General features: G+C 73.4%; 14 protein-coding genes and 2 pseudogenes. 9 read left to right on the plus strand and 7 right to left on the minus strand.

Annotation, left to right across the window (positions count from 1 at the left end):
• Nucleotides 1-66: 66 nt before the first annotated feature.
• Nucleotides 67-1,596, minus strand: a complete 1,530-nt coding sequence (locus tag EV189_RS04190) for a polysaccharide biosynthesis protein (RefSeq protein ID WP_130491647.1) — start codon at nucleotides 1,594-1,596, stop codon at nucleotides 67-69.
• A gap of 61 nt (nucleotides 1,597-1,657) precedes the next feature.
• Nucleotides 1,658-2,839, minus strand: coding sequence for a glycoside hydrolase family 16 protein (locus EV189_RS20590; protein ID WP_231116035.1), 1,182 nt, complete (start codon nucleotides 2,837-2,839; stop codon nucleotides 1,658-1,660).
• Between the two features lie 91 nt (nucleotides 2,840-2,930).
• Here EV189_RS20590 and EV189_RS20595 point away from each other — a divergent pair, with 91 nt between their 5' ends.
• Nucleotides 2,931-3,251 carry a hypothetical protein gene (locus EV189_RS20595; protein WP_231116036.1) on the plus strand — a complete coding sequence of 107 codons (321 nt, stop codon included), beginning with the start codon at nucleotides 2,931-2,933 and terminating at the stop codon, nucleotides 3,249-3,251.
• Here EV189_RS20595 and EV189_RS21095 read toward each other — a convergent pair.
• Nucleotides 3,245-3,691, minus strand: a pseudogene (locus tag EV189_RS21095) (hypothetical protein); the annotation flags it as partial. The gene EV189_RS20595 and the pseudogene EV189_RS21095 overlap by 7 nt on opposite strands.
• Nucleotides 3,692-3,937: 246 nt before the next feature.
• On the opposite strand from EV189_RS21095, the gene EV189_RS04200 reads away from it, so the two are divergent.
• The 4 genes from EV189_RS04200 to EV189_RS04215 all read left to right on the plus strand — a co-directional run bounded on the left by EV189_RS04200 (nucleotide 3,938) and on the right by EV189_RS04215 (nucleotide 9,147).
• Nucleotides 3,938-4,903, plus strand: a complete 966-nt coding sequence (locus tag EV189_RS04200; RefSeq protein ID WP_231116037.1) for a glycosyltransferase family 2 protein — start codon at nucleotides 3,938-3,940, stop codon at nucleotides 4,901-4,903.
• Entirely contained in the window at nucleotides 4,900-6,267 is a 1,368-nt protein-coding gene (locus EV189_RS04205; protein WP_130491649.1) for a family 16 glycosylhydrolase, read from the plus strand. The genes EV189_RS04200 and EV189_RS04205 overlap by 4 nt, the downstream gene beginning before the upstream one ends.
• Before the next feature lie 262 nt (nucleotides 6,268-6,529).
• The gene (locus tag EV189_RS04210) at nucleotides 6,530-8,407 is read left to right on the plus strand and encodes a hypothetical protein (protein ID WP_165400118.1); all 1,878 of its coding nucleotides are present in this window, start codon (nucleotides 6,530-6,532) and stop codon (nucleotides 8,405-8,407) included.
• 56 nt (nucleotides 8,408-8,463) lie between these two features.
• The gene (locus EV189_RS04215; RefSeq protein ID WP_130491651.1) at nucleotides 8,464-9,147 is read left to right on the plus strand and encodes a hypothetical protein; all 684 of its coding nucleotides are present in this window, start codon (nucleotides 8,464-8,466) and stop codon (nucleotides 9,145-9,147) included.
• On the opposite strand, the gene EV189_RS04220 is transcribed toward EV189_RS04215, so the two are convergent.
• On the minus strand, nucleotides 9,144-9,812 hold the full coding sequence (locus tag EV189_RS04220; protein ID WP_130491652.1) for a serine acetyltransferase: 669 nt from the start codon (nucleotides 9,810-9,812) through the stop codon (nucleotides 9,144-9,146). The two genes, EV189_RS04215 and EV189_RS04220, sit on opposite strands and share 4 nt — an antisense overlap.
• A gap of 510 nt (nucleotides 9,813-10,322) precedes the next feature.
• Between EV189_RS04220 and EV189_RS21100 the strand changes: the two are divergent.
• Both EV189_RS21100 and EV189_RS04230 read left to right on the plus strand, forming a co-directional pair.
• Nucleotides 10,323-10,994, plus strand: a pseudogene (locus EV189_RS21100) (glycosyltransferase family 2 protein); the annotation flags it as partial.
• A gap of 369 nt (nucleotides 10,995-11,363) precedes the next feature.
• Nucleotides 11,364-13,655, plus strand: coding sequence for a glycosyltransferase family 4 protein (locus tag EV189_RS04230; RefSeq protein ID WP_130491653.1), 2,292 nt, complete (start codon nucleotides 11,364-11,366; stop codon nucleotides 13,653-13,655).
• Between the two features lie 82 nt (nucleotides 13,656-13,737).
• On the opposite strand, the gene EV189_RS04235 is transcribed toward EV189_RS04230, so the two are convergent.
• A complete protein-coding gene (locus EV189_RS04235; RefSeq protein WP_130491654.1) occupies nucleotides 13,738-14,760 on the minus strand; it encodes a hypothetical protein in 1,023 nt (340 codons plus the stop codon).
• A gap of 243 nt (nucleotides 14,761-15,003) precedes the next feature.
• On the opposite strand from EV189_RS04235, the gene EV189_RS04240 reads away from it, so the two are divergent.
• The gene (locus tag EV189_RS04240; protein ID WP_130491655.1) at nucleotides 15,004-15,603 is read left to right on the plus strand and encodes a sigma-70 family RNA polymerase sigma factor; all 600 of its coding nucleotides are present in this window, start codon (nucleotides 15,004-15,006) and stop codon (nucleotides 15,601-15,603) included.
• Between the two features lie 463 nt (nucleotides 15,604-16,066).
• Nucleotides 16,067-17,599, plus strand: a complete 1,533-nt coding sequence (locus EV189_RS04245) for a methyl-accepting chemotaxis protein (protein ID WP_130491656.1) — start codon at nucleotides 16,067-16,069, stop codon at nucleotides 17,597-17,599.
• 80 nt (nucleotides 17,600-17,679) lie between these two features.
• Here EV189_RS04245 and EV189_RS04250 read toward each other — a convergent pair whose 3' ends face one another.
• Entirely contained in the window at nucleotides 17,680-18,513 is an 834-nt protein-coding gene (locus EV189_RS04250) for an alpha/beta fold hydrolase (RefSeq protein WP_130491657.1), read from the minus strand.
• Nucleotides 18,514-18,559: 46 nt separating this feature from the next.
• On the minus strand, nucleotides 18,560-19,426 hold the full coding sequence (locus tag EV189_RS04255) for an alpha/beta fold hydrolase (protein WP_130491658.1): 867 nt from the start codon (nucleotides 19,424-19,426) through the stop codon (nucleotides 18,560-18,562).
• Nucleotides 19,427-19,447 lie beyond the last annotated feature (21 nt).

A 19,447-nucleotide genomic window follows, 5' to 3' on the forward strand; every position in this document is an offset into this window, starting at 1 on the left:
GAGGGCAGGGCCCAGGTGCGGACCACCGCGCCCTCGTCGCGCCACCCGGCGGCGAGGGCGGCGGAGCTAGGGCGCTGCCGCTCCGCCCGGGCCGTCGCGCAGTGCCGCCCCGGGGCTGCGAGGCGTCTCGGTCAGCCCGGCGTCAGCCGACTCCAGGGTGTCGACCACGGCGTGACCGGCCGCGGCCGGGCCGGCCGCCGCCGGCAGCGGCGGCTGACGGCGCGCGCGGGCCAGAGGGACGGCGAGGACGGCGGCCTCGACGGCGAGAGCGACGACCCACGCGACCGCGACACCGCGCGTCCCGTCGACGATCGCGCCACCCGTGGCCGCCGCCACCTCGAGGACTGCTCCGACGAGGACCACGCCCGCCGCTTCCGTCGTCCTGCCCTGGACGCGCCGCAGTGCGACGAAGTGGTCCTTCACGACGAGCGGGACACCCGCCAGGACGATCACCCGCAGCTCGGTGATGCCGTTGCTCGCGTACTGGCTGCCGAACGCCGACAGGATCGGGTGGGCGATCGGCCAGAGCACGACGTCCGCCGCGAGACTGGCCGCGATGCCGAACGGGAGGGTGAGCCGCATGCGGCTCAGGAGCTCGCGCTCGTCGGCGTCCGAGGCCGCGAACAGTCCGACGGCCATGGCGTAGGGCAGGACGAAGACGAACCCCGCGACCAGCCTCACGGTGGAGAAGTAGCCGTTGTCCGTCTGGGACAGGACGAGGGTCACCACCAGGCCGAGGAGCAGGGGTGGCGCCTGGAGGGCCAGGTTGAGGGCGTGGTGGCTGGCGGCTGCACCCCGCAGGTCCCGCATCATCGACCAGTCGAACAGGCCCTTGGTGGACTCGAGCTGCCGCCCTCCCCTCGTGCGCCAGAGCACCAGCGGCAGTGAAGCGGCGTTCCCCAGGGTCCACGAGAGGTAGATCGCCATGCCTCCGGTGTGTCCCGTGGCGGCGAGCACGACGAGGAAGACGATCTTCGTCGCGCTGGCGACGACGTTGCGCTCGAGCTGCAGCAGCCCCGAACCCAGGGACAGGACGGCCTGGTCGAGCACCAGCGTGAGACCGGTGAGCCCGACTCCCACGGCGAAGGCGACGGCGACGGCGGGACTGGCGCCGACCGGGGCGAGCCCTTGAGCGGGGAGGAGGTGCACGGCGACGGCGAGGAGCAGACCGAGCAGGGTGCTCGCGGCCGCCGCGAGCGCGAGGCTGGTGCGGACGAGGACCCGGCGGCGGCCCTGGTCGATGCGGGACATCTCGCGGATCAGCAGGGTGCCGAGCCCGAGCATGCCGACCGACCCGAGCAGCTGCATGGCCGAGATGGCCGCGCTGGCGAGTCCGACAGCGCGGACGGAGAAGCCGCGTGCGGCGACGGTCCAGTAGACGAGCCCGAGGACGCTCGTGACCGCTTGCGTCCCGACGAGCGTGGCGGTCACCGCGGCGATGCGCTCGAACCCCTGGAAGCGGCCCAGCCCGCGCGATCCCCGCCGCTTGCCCCGCACTGCGTCCCCCGTCCACCGGCTCGTCCTGCTCGCGCCGGTGCGGGCTGCGTCGATGCGGTCGCGACCGCGCAGGAGCGCCGCCCGCGCCGTCGTGCCCATCGTAGGCGAGCCACGCTCCGCCCTGGGCCGCGCGGCCCCCCGCGTCACGCGGTCGGAGGGGTCACGGGCGCAGGGTGACGCTGTCGACGAGCATCGTGGCCGGGAACGGGGTGGACGCGTCGGGGGCGCCGCCCCAGTCCCCTCCGACGGCGAGGTCGAGCACCAGGTAGTACGGCTTGCCGACCGGCCAGGCCTGACCGGGCCGCATGTCGGTGCGCGTCGCCGTGAAGTACTGCCGGCCGTCGACGCCGAACGTGACGTACTCCGGGGTCACCTCCATCTGGTACGTGTGCCACGCGCCGGCGACAGGGGTCCCGGGCGCGAAGCCCCGCCCGATGTCGGAGACGTGCTGTCCCTGCCAGCCGGTGGCGTCGGTGGCGTCTCCGAGCGAGTGCAGGTGCCCGTACACCGTGTCCGGCTGGGAGCCGAGGGACTCCATGACGTCGAGCTCGCCGCTGCGTGGCCAGTCGACGGCGTCGATGTCGGACCCGAGGCTCCAGAACGCCGGCCAGAGCCCCGCGCCGCCCGGCACCAGCATGCGCGCCTCGACGCGACCGTACGTGAAGGTCAGGCGCCCCTTCGTCTCCAGGCGGGCGGAGGTGTAGGCGCGTGAGCCGTACGCGTCGGACCACGACTCGCGGCGCGCCGTGATCGCGAGGTGCCCTGCGCCGTCCAGTGCGGAGTTCGACCGCGACGCGGTGTAGGCCTCGAGCTCGCCGGAGCCCCACGGCCCGCTCCCCACGCGGGGGACCCAGGAGGCCGAGGGCGCTGCTCCCGCCGGCCCGGTGAAGTCGTCCGTGGTGGTCGGGCCGAGGTCGAGCCCGCCGGCGGAGGTGACGCAGAGCGCCGTCACGAGCGTCTCCCCGCGGCGGGGGACGAAGTGCACGACGAGCGTGCCGGACGCGACGGCCACCCGCCCGGTGACGTGGTACGCCCACCACCCTCCGGCGGTGCCGACGATGTCGACGCCAGTGGCCAGCGCCGTCGTCGCAGCAGTGCCGTCCGAGGCCGTCACGTCGAAGACGCGGTCACCGGGTCGGTCACCCGTCGCGTCCGTCGTGAGGATGTCCACGGCGTAGGTGCCCGCGGCCGGGACGCGGACGGTCCAGTCGCGCACCCCGAGTCGAGCGCTCTTGTACAGCGCCTCGCTCGACGAGCCGGCGATCCCGCCCCAGACCGGAGTGGGTGCCCCTCCTGACAGGCCCGACGCCGGGGACCAGGTCCGGCCCAGCGCATCCGTCACGGGGGTGCTCCCGGCCGTCATCCTCACCTGCCATGCGCCTGGAGCGAGGGGGGCGGCCCCGGAGGCACCGGGGGCCGGTGCGCTGGTGGCCGTGGTCGTGCTCGGCATGGCCGTGGTCGTGCTCGGCGTGGTCGTGCTCGGCGTGGTCGTGCTCGGCGTGGTCGTGCTCGGCGTGGTCGTGCTCGGCGTGGTCGTGCTCGGCGTGGCCGTCGCTGCCCCAGTGGTCGCGGGCGGGAGCGGGACAGCGCTCGAGCTGGTCGCACTCGCTCGCGCGCTGGACGTCGCGCCGGGGCTGGCGCTGGCGCCCGTCGGCCTCGAGGGGGTCGTCGCGGAGCTCGGCGTGGTCACCACTGTCACCCGGTCGAGGAGCACGTTGCGGTCGCAGGTGGCCGTCCTGGCGTCGTTCACGTAGCGCACGACGACCGCGTGCGGGGCGGCGGTGCGCAGCCCGGGGACCAGGTAGTCCCGCCAGCTCGTCGCGCTGACCGTGATCGTGGCCGCCGGCGTCCCGTCGACCAGGACCTGCACCTGCGGGGCTCCGTTGCAGAGCTGTCCGCGCGCGGTGAGCACCAGGGTGCCGGGGGAGGAGGGCCTCACCCGTCCGGCCGCGCTCGCGGTGGACCAGAGCATGAGCTCGCGCCCGGCGGACGCCTTGGCGTCCGCGTACACCGCTCCCGTCCCGCCCGGGTAGGACATCGCCTCGGCCTCGAGCGTCGCCACCTGCGCCGCGCCGGCTGACGGAGCCTGCACGAGGCTCCCGACCGCGATGCTGACCGTGGCGAGGCAGGCCCCTGCCGCCGTCGCCCTCCCCGCGCGGACCGAGGGAGCAGCGAGCATCGAGGGGCGGCGCATGTTCCCCCCATCGGCTGCATCCCTCGCGCTGCTGATGACCCGGTCGGGGGTTCTGGCAGACTCGTCCACGGTGACCAGGCCGGCGGACCCGTCCGTGCGCCGAGCTGGGGCGAATACCTGCCGGCGGAACGACACCCTGCCCGCTGCGCGTTCGCCCTCCTGGAGGGCGGCGCGGTCGTGTCCGTCGTCGTGCCAGATCGTCGCGTGCCTCGAGGGAGAGGACCACCGCCTGAGATCGGAGTCGAGTTGTCCCTGCCTTCCGTCGACGCGGACGAGTCCCGCGAGCCCAGCCTCGACTTGACCGCTCCGGTGGCGCCGGCCGACCTGAGCGTGGTCATCTGCGCCTACACCGACGACCGGTGGGACGACCTCGTCGCGGCCGTGCAGAGCGTGCTCGACCAGTCCCGCCCGGTCGGGCAGCTCCTCGTCGTCATCGACCACAACGACGGGCTGCTCGCCCGCGCCCGCGACCGTTGGCCCGCGCTCGCGGTGCTGGCGAGCACGGGGCGCCCGGGCCTGTCGGGGGCGCGCGACACGGGCGTCGCCGCGGCGACCGGCAGCGTGGTCGCGTTCCTCGACGACGACGCCACTGCTGCTGCGGACTGGAGCCAGCGCACCGCGGACGCGTACGCGCGCGGACCCGTCATCGGCGTCGGTGGGCACGTCGAGCCGCGGTGGCCCGCCGACCGCCCGAGCTGGTTCCCGCCCGAGTTCGACTGGGTGGTCGGCTGCTCCTACCGCGGCCTGCCGCAGACCGCGGCGCCGATCCGCAACGCGATCGGGGCCAACATGAGCCTGCGCCGCTCCGTCCTGGACGCGGTCGGCGGGTTCGCCGGTTCGGTGGGCCGGGTCGGAGCGTCCACCGCGGGTGGCGAGGAGACCGAGCTGTACATCCGTGCTCGCGCCGCCTTCCCCCACGGTGAGGTGCTGCTCGAGCCGGCCGCCCAGGTCCTGCACCGGGTCACGCCCCAGCGCGCCACCTGGCGGTACTTCGTCCGCCGCTGCTACGGGGAGGGACGGAGCAAGGTCGAGGTGGGGCGCCTCTCCTCCCACGACGCCGCCCTGGCGTCCGAGCGCGCCTACGTCACCCGCACGCTGCCGGCGGCGTTGCTCCGCGGACTCGTCTCACGGGATCCCCGACGAGGCGCCGCCGTGGTCATCGGGCTCGGCGTCACCGTCGCCGGCTACCTCCGCGCCCGACTCAGCCAGTGACGGCTGCCCCGCGGCTCGAGCCCGGTCTCGCACCGCCGCACGGCAGCCGGCCCCCCCGCCGCGGCAGGGCCCTCGTCGGCCTCGTCGTCATCCTGGCGCTCGTCGCCGGAGCGCTCGTCGGCGTACGGCTGCTGCACCGCGGCGCACCGGGCGCAGCGGGGTTCACCCTCCGCCAGACGGTCGGGACCGAGGAGGTGACGGACAGCAGGGGATCCGTGTGGAGCCCTGCGACGGACGTGCACGGCGGGACCGTCGAGCAGCTGGGGTCCGCGCCCGCAGGGACGGCCAGTCCGCAGCTCTACGAGCACTACCGGCAGGGGGTCACGGACTGGACGATCCCCGTCCCCACGCCGGGGCGGTACGCCGTCGACCTGCTCGCCCCCCGCATCCCCGGCGACAGCTCCGGGGCCCGGGTCTTCGACGTCCTCTCGGGCGGCGACCCGCTCGCGCGCGACGTCGACCTGGCGACCGGGCCGTCGGCCAGCGGGGTCCGGCACGTCACTGGTGAGGTGCAGGTCAGGGGCAAGGTGCTGCACCTGACCTTCCCCACCTCGCGCGGCCTCGCCGTCGCCAGCGCCGTCCAGGTCTCCTGGACGGGCGGCCTGGGCAAGCCGCGGACACTGCTGCACGACGACTTCGCCGGTCGCGCGGGCGCAGCCCCCGGCGATCCCTGGACCAGGGTGCAGGACCCCGGTCCCGCGGGGGAGGGGGAGCTGGAGGCCTACACCGCCGACTCGTCCACCAGCTCGCTCGACGGCCAGGGTCACCTCGTCCTCTCGGCCCTGCACCAGCCCACGACCACCGAGGGGCGCGCGACGGACTACGCCTCCGCGAAGCTGACGACCGAGGGCGCGTTCGCCTTCACCTACGGGCACGTCGAGGCGCGGATGCAGGTGCCGTCCGGCCGCGGGCTGTGGCCGGCGTTCTGGGCCATCGGGACGGACCGCCCCCAGGTGGACTGGCCGCGCAGCGGGGAGATCGACGTCATGGAGGTGCTCGGGCGCGACCCCCGCACCGTCCACGCCAACGTGCACGGGCTGGGCGACCAGCAGGACCCGACCGGCTGGCGCGGCCAGCGCGTGAGCGGCACCGGCACGGACCACGACACGGGCACCGACCTCACCACGGGGTTCCACACCTACGCAGCGGACGTGCGTCCGGGCGCCATCACCTTCAGCATCGACGGGCGGCCCTACTTCACTGCTGCCGAGGTCGACCTGCGGAGTGGCCAGGAGTGGCCCTTCGACAAGCCCTTCTACCTGATCGTCAACCTCGCGGTCGGTGGCACGTGGGGAGGCGCGCCGGACAGCAGCACACCGTTCCCTGCCAAGATGGTGATCGACAGCATCCGGGTGACGAGTTGAGGACGGCCACGTGCGCGGACGATGGACGCCACGCCGCCGCTCCGGCGGGTCGTGCGCCGCGTGCGGACACGCGGCGGTGGCGCACGAGCACTTGCGGCGCGGCACCGACTGCGCGCTGTGCGACTGTGCCGTCTTCGTCCCGGGCGCGTGATGACCAGAGCGTGCTCGGCCGGGGGCACCAGCTGACCGCGGGGAGCTCGCAGCGCACGACCGCCCCCCACCCCCGACGCGGAAGCACCGAGGCATGAACGCCGCTCCTGCTGTGGCAGTGGCACGGGTCGCGTCGTCGCGCCGCGCCGTGCATGACCGTACGCACCAGATCGCCCTGACCACGTCGGTAGGGCTGCTGCTGCTCGCCGTCGCCGCGGCCCGCGGCCGGCACGGCGACTCGCAGACGCAGACGGACGCGCTCTACTGGCTGGCCCTCCTCGTCATCTTCGTCCCCGCCGCCGCCCGCACCCTCTGGCGTCCGACGCCGACCCGCGAGCGGCTCGCCGTCGCCGTCATGCTGCCTCTCGCGCTGTACGCCACCCGCGTGCTGCTGTACCCGACGCGGTTCGTCTTCCACGACGAGCTCGCGCACGCGAACACCCTGCGGGCGATCGACCTCACGCACCACCTGTTCGCAGCCAACCCGCTGCTCCCGGCGTCGGCGTCCTACCCGGGCCTCGAGATCGCGACCTCCGGGACCCGCAGCCTGCTCGGACTGGGCGACCGCCCCGCCGCCGTCGTGGTCCTCGTCCTCGCCCGCGTGGCCATGACGCTCGCCCTCCTGGGAGTCGTACGGGCCATCACGTCCTCCTCCAGGACCGCGTGCGTGGCGGCCCTCGTCTACACGTGCAACCCCCAGTACCTCTTCTTCAACTCGCAGTACTCGTACCAGAGCCTGTCCCTCCCCCTCGCGCTCCTGACGATCTACCTCGCGGTGACGCGGCTCGCGCCGGCCTCCCTGGACCTGCCCAGGGGGACGGCAGAGCCGGCGGGCGTCCGTGGGCGTCCGGCGCTCCGCCTCCTCGCCCTGCCCGTCCTCGCTCTCGCCGCCGTGGTCGTCACCCACCACCTGACCGCGATGCTCCTCGTCGGGACGATCGGGCTCTGGGCGCTGCTCGAGCTCGCGCTCCGCGGCCGGGGCTCCCCGCGGCTCGTGCCCCTCGCGCTCCTGACGGTGCTCGGCGCCGTCCTCGTCGCGGGCTGGGTCGTCCGTCCGGGGAACACGGTCGTGAGCTACCTCTCGACGATCGCCGAGAGCTCCGCCTCGGACGTCGGGGGACTCGCGAAGTCCGGGCAGTCGCGCACCTACTTCGCGGACGGCGGCGGGGTCAAGACGCCGCAGTGGGAGCAGCTCGCCCTGGTCCTCTCCCTCGGCATCGTGCTCCTCAGCCTGGTGCCCGCGCTCCTGCACGGGCGTCGCTGGCTCCGTGCCCGGGACGCGGTCGCGGTCCTGCTGTGCGCCGCCGGAGCCCTCTACCCCCTCATCCCGGCCGGGCACGTCACCGCTGCGACCTCGGAGGTCACGGACCGTGCCTCCGGGTTCCTCTTCGTCGGGCTCGGCCTCCTCGTCGGTGGCTGGATGGCGTCCCGGTGGTCGTTCACCCGCTGGCCCTCGGTGCTCCTCGGTCTCGTCGTCGTGAGCGAGGTGTTCCTGGGGCAGTCCATCCTCGGCGCGGGCCCGATCTGGTCCAGGACCCCCGGCCCCTACCTGGTCTCCGCCGACTCGCGCAGCATCGACGGGGCGAACGTCTCCGCCGCCGAGTGGGAGGCTGCGCAGCTCCCCCCTGGACAGCGCGTCCTCGCCGACCGCGTCGGTCGACTGCTCGCCGGCGCGATCGGCGGCCAGTACAGCGTCACCCACCTGGCCGACCACATCGACGCCAGCCAGGTCCTGCTCGGGGCGACCTACACTCCGCGGGACCGCCAGCTCATCCGGCTGGCTCGGCTGGACTACGTGGTCGACGACCGCCGGGACTGCACGGACCTCCCCCGCATCGGCGTCTACTACGAGAGCGGTGAGCTCGACGGACGCGGACGCACCACGCCGGTGGCGTGCTCCGCGCTCACCAAGTTCAGTGCGGTCCCAGGAGCGCAGCGCGTCTACGACAACGGAGCCATCGCCATCTACGACGTCCGCGGGCTCCGGTGACGCCGACCCGGCAGCGTCAGGCTGTCGCCCTCCTGGTGGTGCTGTCCTGCGCCGCCGTGCTCCTCGGGGCCCCCGGCGCGCTACGCGCACCGCTGGTCGTGGTCTCGGTGGCGGGCACCGTGCTCCAGGTGGTCCCGCGCGGGCGCCGCGGCCGGCTCGACGAGCTCGCCCTGGCCGTCGGTGGCGTCCTGGTCCTCCTGGTCCTCCTCGGCGTCGTCCTCGACCTGGTCCCTGCCGGCCTCACGAGGACGACGTGGGCACTGGGCTACGCGGTCGTCGCGCTGGGCCTGCTCGCCGCTCCAGCCCGCGCGAGCGCCTCGGCCCCCGGCTCCGGGAGACCGGCCCGGGAGGCGCCGCGCTGGTGGAGCGCGCGGACGCTGACGTACGCCGTCGCGCTCGCCGTCGCCGCCGGCGCTGCCGCCGTCGCGGTGAGCGCGGCCGAGCGGAGCGACACGGCCCCGCTGGCGCTCGCCCTCGACCGCGACGGCGGGAGCTGGGCCGTCGTCATCAGCAGTGACGCTGCCTCAGGTCCCTACGACCTCCAGGTCGTCACCGACCGGGTCGTCACCACCGCTCAGCGGGACATCCGCGTCCTGCCCGGACACCCGGTGCGGGTCGGTGTGCAGCGCCCGGCAGCGCGCACGATCGTGCGGCTGGTCCGCACCGGCTCGACGAGCGCGTTCAGGACCCTCGTCCTCGACCCCTCGACGGACGCGTCGCCCGAGCCGGCCAGCAGCTAGGCCTCGGACCGAGCGCCGTGCTCCTGGGCCGCGGTCGAGCTCGTGCGCTCGGCAGCTCGCGCGACGGCGCGCACCCGGCCGGGATCGTCCTCGGCCCCGGCGTACAGGACCTGGTCGAAGCTGCCGCGGTAGGACGCGATGCGCGCGGGAGCACCGTAGGCCACGGCTGCGTCCGGCAGCGACTTCGTCACGACGGCGTTCGCGCCGATGACCACGTCGTCGCCGATGTGCAGGCCCCCGGTGATGACGGCTCCCGGCCCGATCCACACGCGGTCCCCGATGACGGGGGTCGCCCGCTCTCCGCGCCGCCCGCTCCTGCCGATGGTCACGCTGTGGGTGATCGTCGCGTTCGCTCCCATGGTCACCGCGCCGATGATCGTGGTGCCGTGGTGCGCGATGTGGAGTCCGGGGCCGATGTCGGCGCGCTCGTTGATCCGGATGCCCGTCGTGGACTCGATCGTCCGTGCGCAGACGAAGTGGGCAGCGCGCGCGAGCCGGCGCAGGAGGCGCCCCCCTCCTGTCTCCGGCTCCCACACGATGACGGCGTGCCCGAGGCGGTAGACGAGCGAGGCCTGCAGCCCTTGGCAGATGACCAGCGCGCGCACGGCGCCGCGGAACGCGGAGAGGGCCTGCTCCTCCGGAAGATCCAGTCGCAGCAGGTACACGTAGCGTGAGCAATCCGCTCGCACCGCCTGGAGAGTCTGGCTCAACAGGCGCAGAGGAGCTGATGTCACTCGGCGATGCTAGCCGTACCCGATCGGGCGCAGGGCACGTCCTGCAGCGGTCGACTGCCCTGGTCCAGGTCACGTAGTGTGGTGGACGAGGGTTAGAACCGCCGAGGACGTGGGATGACGTGCCCACAGAGGTGCGCAGACGGAGGGGTGCGCACCCCGACCCGGCAGGGTCACAAGATGTGACTCAGTGTGATCGGCAGGGTGACAGCCATCCGATCGGCTCTTCCCTCCGAACAGTACGTAGCGGACGTCCAGTGCGGGCGTCGTCCGTCCGGCAGCGTGGCCGGGCTCATCCAGGCCACGACCCTTGGGGGGGTTTCCTTGCCGAACATCCATTCGCTGGGCACAGACAGCACCCGCGCGCCGCTGCGCGTCCTCGTGACCGCGGAGCGTCGCGACATCGATCCGGCGGGACCGTCGGTCTCCGTCGTGGTGCCGGCGATGAACGAGGCGAAGAACCTCCCGTGGCTCGCCGCGCACATGCCGGCCGGTGTGGCCGAGATCATCCTCGTGGACGGCCGTTCCGTGGACGACACGGTCGAGGTCGCGCGCGCGCTGTGGCCGGACGTCCGTGTCGTGACGCAGACGCGGCGGGGGAAGGGCAACGCCCTCGCCTGCGGCTTCCACGCCGCCACCGGCGACATCACGGTGATGATCGACGCGGACGGCTCCATGGACCCGGGCGAGATCCCGTTCTTCGTCGACGCCCTCGTCGCGGGCGCGGACTACGCGAAGGGGAGCCGGTTCAGTGCCGGAGGCGGGTCGAGCGACATCACCCGCGTGCGCTCCTGGGGGAACTGGGCGCTGAACGCGCTCACCAACACGGTGCACGGCACGCGCTACCGGGACCTCTGCTACGGCTACAACGCCTTCTGGACGCGCATCCTGCCGGTCCTGGACATGGACGCCGGGCAGATCGGCGACGACTCGGACGAGCGCAAGTGGGGTGACGGCTTCGAGGTCGAGACGCTGATCAACATCCGCGTCCACACCGCCGGGCTGACGATCGCCGAGGTGGCCTCCTTCGAGTCGGAGCGGCTGCACGGTCAGAGCAACCTGAACGCCGTGAGCGACGGCCTGCGCGTCCTGCGCACCATCGCCATCGAGAAGCGCGAGGTCCTCAACGGCCAGCGGCTGCGCTCGCTGTCGCAGAACGTCACGGCTCCCGCGCCGCTGGACCTGGAGCCCCTTGGCGCGGCATCGCTCGTCGAGGAGCTCGAGGACCTGGACCAGCTCGCCACCACGGAGGACAGCGCGCTCGAAGCCCTGCCCGAGCAGGTGCAGCGGGAGCGCGTCGAGTCGGTGATCGATCTCCGCGAGGAGGCGGAGATCCGCCGCCCCGTGGCGCTGCAGGTCGACAGCGAGGTCCGCGCCCCCAGGGACTTCGCGGTCTGACCGGTGCCGCCGATCGCCCTGTCCCGCCTGGGGCAGGGCGATCGTCGTCGTCCTGCGCTGCACCCCTCACCGATCGGACCCCTCTGCATGAACGAGCGCCCGCTGCGCGTCCTCCAGGTCGCCGCCCGCTACCTCCCTGACCTCGGTGGCATCGAGACGCACGTGCACGAGGTGAGCAAGCGGCTCGCCGCCCGCGACGACCTCGACATCACCGTCGCGGCCACGGACCGCACGGGCTCCCGGGCTCGCGACGAGCGCGTGGAGGGCTTCCGCGTCCTCAGGACCCGCGCGTGGCCGGCGCAGCGGGACTACTACTTCGCTCCCGGTCTCGTGAGGCTCATCCGCAAGGGCGACTGGGACGTCGTCCACGTCCAGGGCATCCACACCCTCGTCCCGGTCCTGGCGATGGCGGCAGCCCGGCGGGCCGGGATCCCGTACGTCGTCACCTTCCACACGGGGGGCAGCTCCGCGGGCCACCGGAACGCTGCGCGAGGGATCCAGTGGCGGCTGCTGGCCCCGCTCCTGCGGGACGCAGCGGCGCTCGTCGGTGTGAGCCGCTCGGAACAGCGCCTGTTCGCCGAAGCCACGGGGTTGCCGCTCACGCGGATCCGCGTCATCCGCAACGGAGGCGCGCTGCCTGAACCGGTCGAGGGCGTCGCGGTCGTCCCCGGCAAGATCGTCTCCAGCGGGCGCCTCGAGCGGTACAAGGGCCACCACCGCGTCATCGAAGCCCTGCCGCTGGTGCAGCAGCGGATCCCAGGGGCGTTCCTCGAGATCCTCGGAGCGGGTCCGTACGAAGCGGAGCTGCGCGCTCTGGCAGAGCGGCTGGGCGTGCAGGACTCGGTGACGATCAGGCACCTGCCTCCCGGCGACCGCGAGGGCATGGCCCGCGCTCTCGCCACGTCAGCGGTCTTCGCCGCGCTCTCGGACTACGAGGCGCACCCGGTCGCGGTGATGGAGGCCCTCACCCTCGGCGTCCCCGTGGTCGGTACCGACACCGCCGGCGTGGCCGACCTCGTCGAGGACGGTCTGGTGCGTGGCGTGGCGCCGGGAGCGCGTGCCGAGGACGTGGCGGACGTGCTCGCGTCCGTGCTGGCCTCGACCGGACAGACCGCAGCATCTGCTCCGCCGCTGCTGCCGACCTGGGACGGCGCCGCTGGGAGCCTCGCCAGCCTCTACGCCGAGGTGGACCGGGGGAGATGGTCAGGTGCTGCGCCTGCGCAGCGGACCCCGCCTCGAGCGGGCGCGACCCGGGTCGTCCACGTCGTCCCCGGCCTCGCGCCGGGAGGTGCGGAGAAGCAGATCGAGTACCTCGTCGAGCGGGGCACCAGCCACGCGACCGCGGTGTGCCTCTACCTGCTCGGGCAGGTCGGTCAGGGCATGGTCGAGCGGGGGGACGACGTGCGCCTCCTCGGCATGACCGGGTGGCGCAAGCTCACCGCGGTCGTCCGCCTGGCGCGGCTCCTCCGGGCGGAGCGTGCTGACGTGGTGCACGTGCACCTGCTCAGCGGCCAGCTGTTCGGGATCCTCGCAGCACGGCTCGCCCGGGTCCCCGCGATCGTGTCCACCGAGCACTCCATCATGACCGCGACCATCGAGGGGCGCGCACGCACGCCGCAGCTCGCCGCGCTCTACCGTGCCCTGGCCGCCCTCGCGCACCGGACGATCGCGGTGTCGCCGACGACGGCGCAGCGGATCGCCGAGTGGCACATCGCCGAGGAGCGCGTCGTCGTGATCGACAACGGCGTCGACTTCGAGGCGCTCGCCTTCGACAGCGCCGTGCGCGACGAGGTGCGGCGCGAGCTCGGCCTCGCTGACGAGGGGCGCGTCGTCGGGGCCGTGGGTCGCCTCGACCCCGTCAAGCGCTTCGAGTCGCTCCTCGACGCCCTCGCCCCCATGGTGAGAGCGGCGGAGGACTCCCCCGCTCCCATCGACATCGTCATCGCGGGGCACGGGCCGCTCCAAGCGCGTCTCACCTCCCTCGCCGAGGAGCTCGGGATCTCCAAGCGCCTCCACCTCCTCGGCCCGCGCAACGACGTCCCACGGCTCCTCAACGCGTTCGACGTCTTCGTGAGCCCGTCACGTGACGAGACGTTCGGCATCTCCATCATCGAGGCGCTCGGCAACGGGTTGCCCACGGTCTACAGCCAGTGCCCGGCGATCGACGACGAGGGCCCGCCGCCGGCCCACGCGCGCCACCTGCCCGAGACCGGGAGCGAGCAGGAGGAGCTCCGGGCCCTCGCCGACGCGGTGGACGAGCTGCTGGGCACCGCTCGTCGACCCGTGCCGGAGGAGCTGCTCGCCCGCTACAGCGTCCCTGCCCTCGTCGCCCGGACGGAGTCGCTCTACGCGGAACTGCTGCGGGGACGCCGGGCCTGACCGTCGCCGACGGGCCCGTGCGCTCGTCCGGCTCGGGAGCGGACAGGGCTCCGGGCGTCGCCGCCGTCGACGACGGCTCGTCTCACCGACGCGGGTGCACGACCCGCAACGTGCGACTGGAGCTGGACGCCCGGACGCCGTCGATCCGGAATGCGTAGGTCGCTGTGGCCCGTGCGGTGAACCTGACGGTGACTCGGCCGGCGGCAGTGGGGCGGGCGGCGGCGACCCGGACCCAGCGACGGCCCTGCTGGCGCCACAGCCCGACGACCGCCGAGGACACCGGTACCGCCGTGCCGCGCACGGTGGCCTGGGCCGCCACCGCAGCGCCGCTGCGAGCAGTCCTGGGGAAGGACGTGAACCGGACTGTCGCGCCCGGGGGCAGCGGAGCTCGCCCGGCGCCGAGATCGGCCCGGCACTGGGACTCGCTCGAGTAGCTGGAGAACGCGCGCCAGCCGCCCGCGCGGCAGTCGCCGCCGACGGCCGACCGCACGAACAGCTGCAACTGGCCGTAGTTGTCGGCGGCGTTGACGTCACGCACCCGGAAGCCGAGGCGGTGACCCTGTCCTGGTACCACGTAGGAGTACGTGTGCTGGGAGGCCGGCTTCGTCGGCTGCCCCCCCAACGGCTCGACGTGCGTGAAGCCGCTCCCCGCGTCGATCAGCAGGTCCCCGAGGTGTCGAGGCAGCGTGCTGTCCTTCGGGTCGCACGTGTAGGACTGGGCGTACTCGACCTCGGCGTCCTCCCCGACGGGCCCCTGCGCCGCGATCGCGCTGGGGAACTGCGGGCTCGCTTCGGGCCTGCCGCACCGACCCCGCTGGAACCACACGCCCGCCGCCCACCGCGAGAACGTCCCACGGACCTCGACCACGGCGAAGGCGGTACGCGGCCACACAGCCCGCGTCGACACCCCTGCCCGGGGGCGGGCGTCGCTGCCGCCTGCCGCGGCGTCCAGGACCAGGTCCTCGGGGGACGGCACCACCGGTGCTGCGGAGGCGGCCGCTGCTGCAGGTGCCGGTGCGCTTGCCGTCGCTGCCGAGGGGCAGGACAGCGCTGCGAGCGCGGCCACCAGGACGACCGACGTGCGTACGGCGGGCAGACGGGGCACGGGACGTACGGGCACAGAACCACTCCGCGAGTTGACGAGGACGTCGATTCTCGCACCGGCCGGGACGGACGTCTGCCCCTCCCCCGAGTGAGACGGACCAGGTGCAGCCGCGGTGCGTGGGTGCGCCGCCACGCCGAGGAGCGGCCGGTGGTCAGCGGTGGGTCGGGCGCAGTCGTGAGCCGAGATGTCCTCGATGTCCCTCTTCGCCCCATCCGGACGCCGCCCGCGTACGAACACCTCCTGATGGCCAGTCCAGCCCCGCCGCCCGAGGAGTCCGTCAGCGCAGCGGACACCCTGCTCGCGCTGGCGCTCGTCCGTGCCAGCGACGGGGACGCGGAAGCCTTCGCCGAGGTCTACCGACTGATGCACGCGCCCATCCGCAGGGTCGCCGGACTGATCCTCCAGGACGAGCACCTCGCCGAGGAGGTGGCCCAGGAGGTCCTGATCGAGGTCTGGCAGTACGCCCGCCGCTTCGAGCCCCGGACCGGTCAAGCACGTTCGTGGATCATGACCATCGCCCGCCGCCGCTCCATCGACCGCGTCCGCGCGGTCGAGGCTGCGCGACGCCGCGACCAGGACGAGCTCGACGCGCGCCATCTGCTCGCAGAGCACCACGACGTCGCGGACCTCGTCGCTCGCCGTTGGATGGAGCAGCGCGTCCGTGCCCAGCTCACCGTGCTCACCCAGCTCCAGAAGCAGGCTCTGGTCCTGGCGTTCTACGGGAACCACAGCTACTCCTCGGTCGCACGAGTCCTCGGCATCCCCGTGGCGACGGCGAAGAGCCGCGTCCGGGACGCGCTCCTGCGCCTCGCTCGGGAGCTCGAGGGCCTCGACGAGGAGTAGGTCGTCGCACCGCCCCGAGCGGAGGCTCGCCGCTCGTGCCGTCCCTGTCCTGGCTAGAACGCTCTCTGCGCGGGAGGAGCTCCGCTCACGGCTCGACCGACCGCACTCGGTCCCGACTCCGACTGTCGGCCGAGGCCGTCCGGTGCACAGCACCCCCTGTGGAGTGACACCCTGCCGATCCTCTGCGTCTGTCGGTCGACAGGCCTAGGGTCGGAACCGGCTCGCTCCCCTCGTCCCCCCGTTGCGGGGGTGGGCCCCGGCCTCCCGGTCGCGCCGCCGCCCTCCCCGACGGCGGCTGCGGCCGGAGGGCGACGTCGACTCGCCCCTGGTGACCTCCCCCGGTCGCCCGGGGCGAGTCGTCGTCCTGGCCGTCGCACTGTTCTCCCGAGCACCAGTACGCCCGCGTCGCTCACGGCAGCGCCTCCGTTGCCGATAGTGCGGGAAGCGAACAAGGGGAGGGCACATGTGGCGCAAGCGGCAGGCGCAGGTCGTCGAGGTGGCGGCCCCGCGGGACGTGGAGGCGCTCGAGCGCGTGCTGCTCGCGTTCAGCACGGGGCTGGTGAACGCCCAGGACGCCCGCGTGAAGGGGACGGACGCGCTGGTCGACTCCCTCGGGCTGGCGTACGGCGCGCGCTGGGTGCCGACGCCGGCGGGGGAGTACGAGCTGGCGTACGAGACCGGTGAGCTGCTGCCGGCCATGGCGGCCGCCGCGGGTGGTGCGCGCGTGCTCGGCCCCGACGCGGGCCTGCTCGGCACCGCGCTCCAGCGGCGCAAGCCGGTCATCGTCGCGGACCCCCAGGAGGGGTCGCACTGCCTGCGCTGGCGCGCCGCGCACGACGCAGGCGCGCTCGAGGGCGCGGTGATCCCGATGTACGACGACGGCGAGGTCGTCGGGGTCATCGAGTTCTACAGCCGCCGCCCGCTCCCGGCGTTCGGCAGTGACAAGTGGGAGGCGATCGCGCGCATCGCGGCGATGGCCCGCAAGCAGGCGATGGGGGCTGCGGCGCTGCAGGAGACCCTCGACGACCGGCAGGCGGTCACCACCGTCGTGAGCCAGGTCGGTGACGCGCCGAACGCCCAGGCTGCGCTGCGGCTCGCGCTGGAGTCCGTCCGCAGCGCCTTCGGCTGGGCGTACGGGTCGTTCTGGCGCCTCGACCAGGCCGAGGGGGTCCTCCGCTTCGAGCTCGAGTCGGGGACCGCGGGTGAGGAGTTCCGCGAGGTCACGCTCGCCGCGTCCTTCGCCGAGGGCGTCGGGCTGTCCGGTCGTGCGTGGCGTGCGCGCGACCTGGTCTTCGTGAGCGACCTCGCGGAGGTGCCGGACTGCGTGCGCGCCCCCGCTGCCCAACGGGCCGGGGTGAAGTCCGGGGTCTGCTTCCCGGTCCTCGACGGTGACCGCATCATCGGGACGATGGACTTCTTCGTCACGGAGACCATCGAGCTGTCCCAGTCGCGCGCCGCGGCGCTGCGCAACGTGCAGCAGCTCGTGTCGCAGCGCCTGACGGTGCTGCACAGGGCGGACGCGGACGCGGAGAGCGCCCGGCTGCTGCTCGAGACGGTCGCGGAGCTGCGGGCGGCGACTGAGGACGCCGGGCGGGTCGCGGCCACGGCCGGCGCCCGTGCCGGGGCGATGACGAGCGAGGTGGAGTCGCTGAGCACCGCCTCGGCGGCGATCGAGGACGTCATCAGGCTCATCACCGGCATCGCCGAGCAGACCAACCTGCTCGCCCTCAACGCGACCATCGAGGCCGCGCGTGCCGGCGAGGTCGGCCGGGGCTTCGCGGTCGTCGCCAACGAGGTCAAGGACCTGGCCCGCGAGACCGCAGAGGCCACCCGTCGGGTCGCCGACCAGGTCGCCGCGATCCAGGCCAGCAGCGGCACGGTCGCCTCGGGCATCCACGCGACGAGCGAGACGATCAGCGAGCTCGACGCCGTGCAGGCACGCATCGCCGACGTGCTGCACCGCCAGGTGTCGATGGCCGGCGCGTTCGAGCGCTGACCGGCACAGGCAGCCCCCCTCCCCGTGATCATGCAGATCATGGGGAGGGGGCGTTCGCCGCAACGAGCGCTGGGACCGCGTCAGGCCGCTAGGAAGGCGAGCAGCGCCTGGGTGACCTCGACGTGGTGGGTCCAGAGCAGCCCGTGCGGCGCGCCGTCGACCTCGACGTACGTCGCGTCAGGCAGCAGCGCGCGCAGCTGCCGGGCGGTGGCGTCGATGGGCAGGATGCGGTCGCCCGTTCCGTGCAGGACGAGGGTCGGGACGTCGACGGCAGCGACGTCCGCGCGGAAGTCGGTGGTCCAGGTCGGGACGCACGCGACCGACGCGACCGCGGACGCGCGGGCCGCGGTGGCCCACGACGCACGCAGGGCGGGCTCGCTCAGCCGGCTCCCGAGGGTCTCGTCGGTGTTGTAGAAGGCGGTGAAGAACTCGTCGAAGTAGGCGTACCTGTCCTTCGTGACCGCCTCGAGGATGCCGTCGAAGACGCTCCCGTCGACGCCGGCGGGATTGTCGTCGGTCTGCAGCAGGAACGGCTGCAGCGCAGCGAGGAGTGCCACCTTGCTGACGCGGGCGGAGCCGTAGCGCCCGAGGTAGCGGGTGACCTCGCCGGTGCCCATGGAGAACCCCACGAGCACCGCGTCGTGCAGGTCGAGGTGGGTGAGCAGCGCGTCGAGATCGGCGGCGAAGGTGTCGTAGTCGTAGCCGCTGGTGGGCTGGCTCGACTGGCCGAAACCGCGGCGGTCGTAGGTGATGACACGGTGGCCGGCCTGCAGCAGGGCGGGGAGCTGCTTCTCCCACGATCGGCCGTCGAGGGGGTAGCCGTGGATGAGCACGACGGGGCGGCCGTCGCCGTGGTCCTCGTAGAACAGCTCGACCAGGCCGCTGTTCTCGGTCCCGACGTTGACGTAGGGCATGACTGACTCCTCTGAGGTGGAGGGGATTTCTCGAGTGCTGGACGGGCTAGTGCAGGACGCGGCCGAGGAAGCCCTGCAGATAGCCAGCGACGACGTCGAGGTGGCTCTCGAGCAGGAAGTGGCCGCCGTCCACGAGGTGGATCTCGGCATCGGCAGCATCGCGCGCGAAGGCAGTAGCGCCTGCAGGACCGAAGATCTCGTCATTGCGGCCCCAGACAGCGAGCACGGGTACGCCGCTGGTGCGCAGGAACTCGTGCAGCCGCGGGTAGAGCGGAGGGTTGGTCGCGTAGTCGCGGAAGAGGGCGAGCTGCACCTGGTCGTTGCCCGGCCGGGAGACGAGCGCGGCGGCGTGGTCCCAGGTGTCGGGGTCGACCACGCTGGGGTCGGGTACGCCGTGGAGGTACTGCCAGCGGATGGCCTCGACCCCGAGCGCGGCCCGGACGGCCGGCTCGGTGTCCGGGCCCGGGTCCGCGGCGTACGTCCACACCGGAGCCCAGAACTCCTCGACGAAACCGTCCGTGTAGCCGTTGCCGTTCTGCGTGACGATGGCCGTGATGCGGTCAGGGTGCTCGAGCGCCAGGCGCCAGCCGACGGGCGCGCCGTAGTCCTGGACGTAGATCGCGTAGCGGTTCACGCCCAGCTGGTCCAGCAGCCCCGAGGTGATGCGCGCGAGCGCGTCGAAGGAGTATGCGAACTCGGTCACCGCAGGAGCCGCGGAGCGACCGAAGCCCACGTGGTCCGGTGCGATGACGTGGTAGTCGCGGGCAAGCAGCGTTATCAGGCGCCGGAACATGGACGAGCTGGTCGGGAAGCCGTGCAGCAGCAGGATCGTCGGCCCGTCGGGATGCCCGGCCTCCCGGTAGAACACCTCGTGGCCGTCGATCTGCACCGTGCGGTGGTGGACGACGCTCATGACCGACCTCTCTGCTCGACG

It is taken from the genome of Motilibacter rhizosphaerae (assembly GCF_004216915.1).
Lineage (GTDB): Bacteria > Actinomycetota > Actinomycetes > Motilibacterales > Motilibacteraceae > Motilibacter > Motilibacter rhizosphaerae.